We start from the raw sequence: 2,968 nt of genomic DNA, 5'->3' as shown, positions 1-2,968 counted from the left end.
AGGCGCGCTACGCCGACGATCCCAAGCTGGCGGGAAATCCCCTGCCGAACACGCCGAAGCATTCGGCGTCGCTGTACCTGACGCGTGACTTTGGCGTCTCGCGCGTCGGCCCGGTTGAAGGCCGGGTCAGGGCCGGCGCCGGCGCCCGCGTGTTCAGCAGCCTGCCGGTGGGCGACGGCACCGGCAAGGTCTACCACCTGCCCTACGGCCGCGTGATGGATGCTTTCGTGTCATGGAACACTTTGGTCGGCGGTCAATCGGTGGACTGGCAGTTCAACATCAAGAACATTTTCGATTCGACGTATTACACCGCCAGCTGCTGCACTGGCACGCCGTTCGTCAATATCGGCGCCGGCCGCGAGTTCACGCTCAACGCCAAGCTGAATTTCTGAGGGCGGACGGCATGAGGAAAGCATTGCTGGCTTGCGGACTGTCACTCCTCGCCGGAACGGCGCTTGCGGCGCCGGCGCTGCATGACGGCCTGCCCGAGTATCAGGCGCAAAACGTGAGCTTGTCACCCCAGGCCAGCTATCTCGATGAGCAAGGCGCAATCCGCATCGGCGGCGCCGAGCATGCGCAATTCGTAATCGACCGTTTCAATGCCTTGTTCTCCAGCAGCCATCCCGGCGTGCGTTTTTCGGATCATGTCAAAGGCACGACCGCCACCATGCCTTTGCTCGCCTACGGACGGATGCTGTTCGGCCCGATGGGGCGCAGCGCCAATGCGGCGGAGCTGGACGCCTATGAAAAGGCGGTCGGCGCGGCGCCGCTGGAAATCCGCATCGCCCATACTTCCGACGATGCGCAGCAGGAAATGTCGTACTCCATCGGCATCTACGTCAACCGCGCCAATCCGATCGAACGCCTGAGCGCCCGCCAGGTAGCACGCATCTTCAGCAACGGCAATCCGGAAGGCGACCTGTCCCACTGGGGCCAGCTGGGCGCAGCGGGCGCCTGGAAAGAACGCGCCATCCATCCTTTCGGCACGCCTGAATATACCGGCATGGGCACGTACATGCAGTCCGAACAATTGCAGGGGCGACCCGTCAGCCCGGCATATGAGCAATGGGGCAGCACCGAAACCATCCTGAAACGGCTGGAACAGGATCCGGCCGGCATCGCGTTTGCCGCCATCGGCCACGAAAACGCCGCGCTCAGGCAGCTCGCCATCGTGTCGGAAGATGGACGCAGCGAGACAGGCGGCAGCCGCCAGGATGTGGCTGCTGGTACCTATCCTTACGGCCGCTATGTGTACTTCTACTTGCGGCGCGAACCGGGACAAGCACTGGATCCGGTCGCCAAGGAATACCTGCGCCTGGTGCTGTCGCGCCAGGGCCAGGAAATCATCGCTAGCCAGGCCGGCGGTTATATTCCGCTGTCGGCGGCGGAAGTGCGCGCTGAATTGCAAAAAATCGAGTTGGCGGGAAGCGGCGTCAGCGCATCAGTTCCGGCCGCACTTGGTTTGCTCCTGGCCGGAGCGGATGGCGCGGCCGATCTGTTCAGGCGCTTCAATGCCATGTTTGCCGGCACACAGCCGGCAATAAACATCGGCATGGCGCTCAAAGGGTCATCGACAGGCTTGCCGGCGCTGACCGCCGGCGCCGCTTCGATGGCAGTAGTCACACATGAAGCGAGCGCCGCCGAAATCGCCGCATTCCGGCAAGTCTGGGGATATGCGCCGCTCCTGGTCCGCATCGGCTACGCCGGTTACGAGCAAGGAGCAGCCGCCGTCTACGTCAACCGGCGCAATCCCCTGCCCGGACTGACCATGCAACAGTTAGCCCAGGTGTTTACCGCAGGCGCCGCCGCAGGCAATATCAATTTCTGGTCGCAACTGGGACTCAAGGACAGCTGGCAGCAACGCCGTATCCATCTATATGGCCTGCGCGACGATGGCGGCAGCGCTACCGTCTTGCGCAGCCGGCACCTGGGAAAATATCCCTTTGCTCCGCACTACGAAGCGCTGGACAGCCCGCAGGCCGTATTGGCGGCGGTCGACAACGATCCTTACGGAATCGCCTTGCTCGCCCCGACCGGCATTCCGATACCCGCAACACTGCGCATATTGCCGCTGTCGCCAGCCGAAGGCACGGCTGCGGTCATGCCTTCTCGTGAAAACGTGGCGGCGGGCAAATACCCTCTCGCCGTATACCTGCAGATGTATTTCAATCGACCGCCTGGCAAGGCGCTGGATGCGCAGCTCGCAAACTACCTGAAGATGATCTTGTCGCCAGCAGGCCAAAGCCTGATAGCCGGCGCGGCAAATGGCGCAGGCGGTTATCTGCCGCTGTCGGCAGACGATTTGATGAAGGAAAGGAAAAAGCTCGAATAGAGCAAAGCCGCAGGCAGGCAAACGCCGTCAGCGGCATTTTCGTGTTGATCCCTCAGATCGGATCGGCCCGGAGATGTTCCGGCCGGTGCAGAAAGACCGTGAGCGTATCGCGTTGCGGCGGCACGCCGATCTGCGACAGGATGCGGCCGACGGCGCCGCGATGATAGTTGCCGTGCGTGATCAGGTGGGTCAGCATCTCGCCGCGCGACATGCGGCCTGCCGAACCGTCTACGAAGGTGAACTCGACAATTTCTGCCAGTTCGGCTTCCGATATCGTATCGGCATATGACAGCAGCCAGCGGTCGGTTTCACGGACCGCAGCGCGCAGGTCGGCCAGCGCCGGCGTCGCCGTGGTGTTCAATGCCTTGAACTCGTGCGGCTGGCGCTGCAGGTTGGCTTCAAAAATCCGGTCTACCACGTAGACATGGTTCAAGATGCGCGCCGCATCATGTTTTTCACGTTCGTGGGATTCCGGCGGCAAGGCGGCCAGCGTCGAGAACAAGGTGTCATTGGCCCAGGCTTTGTATTCAAACAGGGTAGTCAGCAGTTTATGTGCATTCATGGCGGATCCGTATCGGCAGGCGGCGATTCACTACAATCCCTTCATTTTATGCCAGCCGCGCAATCCGCGTAGGC

The 2,968-nt window shown here is 62.0% G+C and carries 3 protein-coding genes; 2 read left to right on the top strand and 1 reads right to left on the bottom strand.

Annotated elements, in window-relative coordinates; genetic code table 11:
- Together JWQ61_RS21145 and JWQ61_RS21140 are read left to right on the top strand one after the other, a co-directional pair.
- On the top strand, window positions 1-392 hold a 392-nt coding region (locus JWQ61_RS21145), incomplete at its 5' end, for a TonB-dependent receptor (RefSeq protein ID WP_304362255.1).
- An 11-nt stretch (window positions 393-403) separates the two neighbouring features.
- A complete protein-coding gene (locus tag JWQ61_RS21140; protein WP_304362254.1) occupies window positions 404-2,332 on the top strand; it encodes a PstS family phosphate ABC transporter substrate-binding protein in 1,929 nt (642 codons plus the stop codon).
- A 52-nt stretch (window positions 2,333-2,384) separates the two neighbouring features.
- On the opposite strand, the gene JWQ61_RS21135 is transcribed toward JWQ61_RS21140, so the two are convergent.
- Entirely contained in the window at window positions 2,385-2,894 is a 510-nt protein-coding gene (locus tag JWQ61_RS21135; protein ID WP_304362253.1) for a DinB family protein, read from the bottom strand.
- Window positions 2,895-2,968 lie beyond the last annotated feature (74 nt).

This window comes from Collimonas fungivorans, from assembly GCF_028292705.1.
Lineage (GTDB): Bacteria > Pseudomonadota > Gammaproteobacteria > Burkholderiales > Burkholderiaceae_D > Collimonas > Collimonas fungivorans_B.
The sequence above is the reverse complement of the archived record's forward strand: the minus strand, read 5'-3'. Positions and strand labels throughout refer to the sequence as shown.

What these genes read in the sequence shown, in the direction of transcription:
- JWQ61_RS21140 (WP_304362254.1), top strand. Translation starts at nt 404, where the DNA reads ATGAGGAAAGCATTGCTGGCTTGCGGACTGTCACTCCTCGCCGGAACG.
- JWQ61_RS21135 (WP_304362253.1), bottom strand. Translation starts at nt 2,894, where the DNA reads ATGAATGCACATAAACTGCTGACTACCCTGTTTGAATACAAAGCCTGG.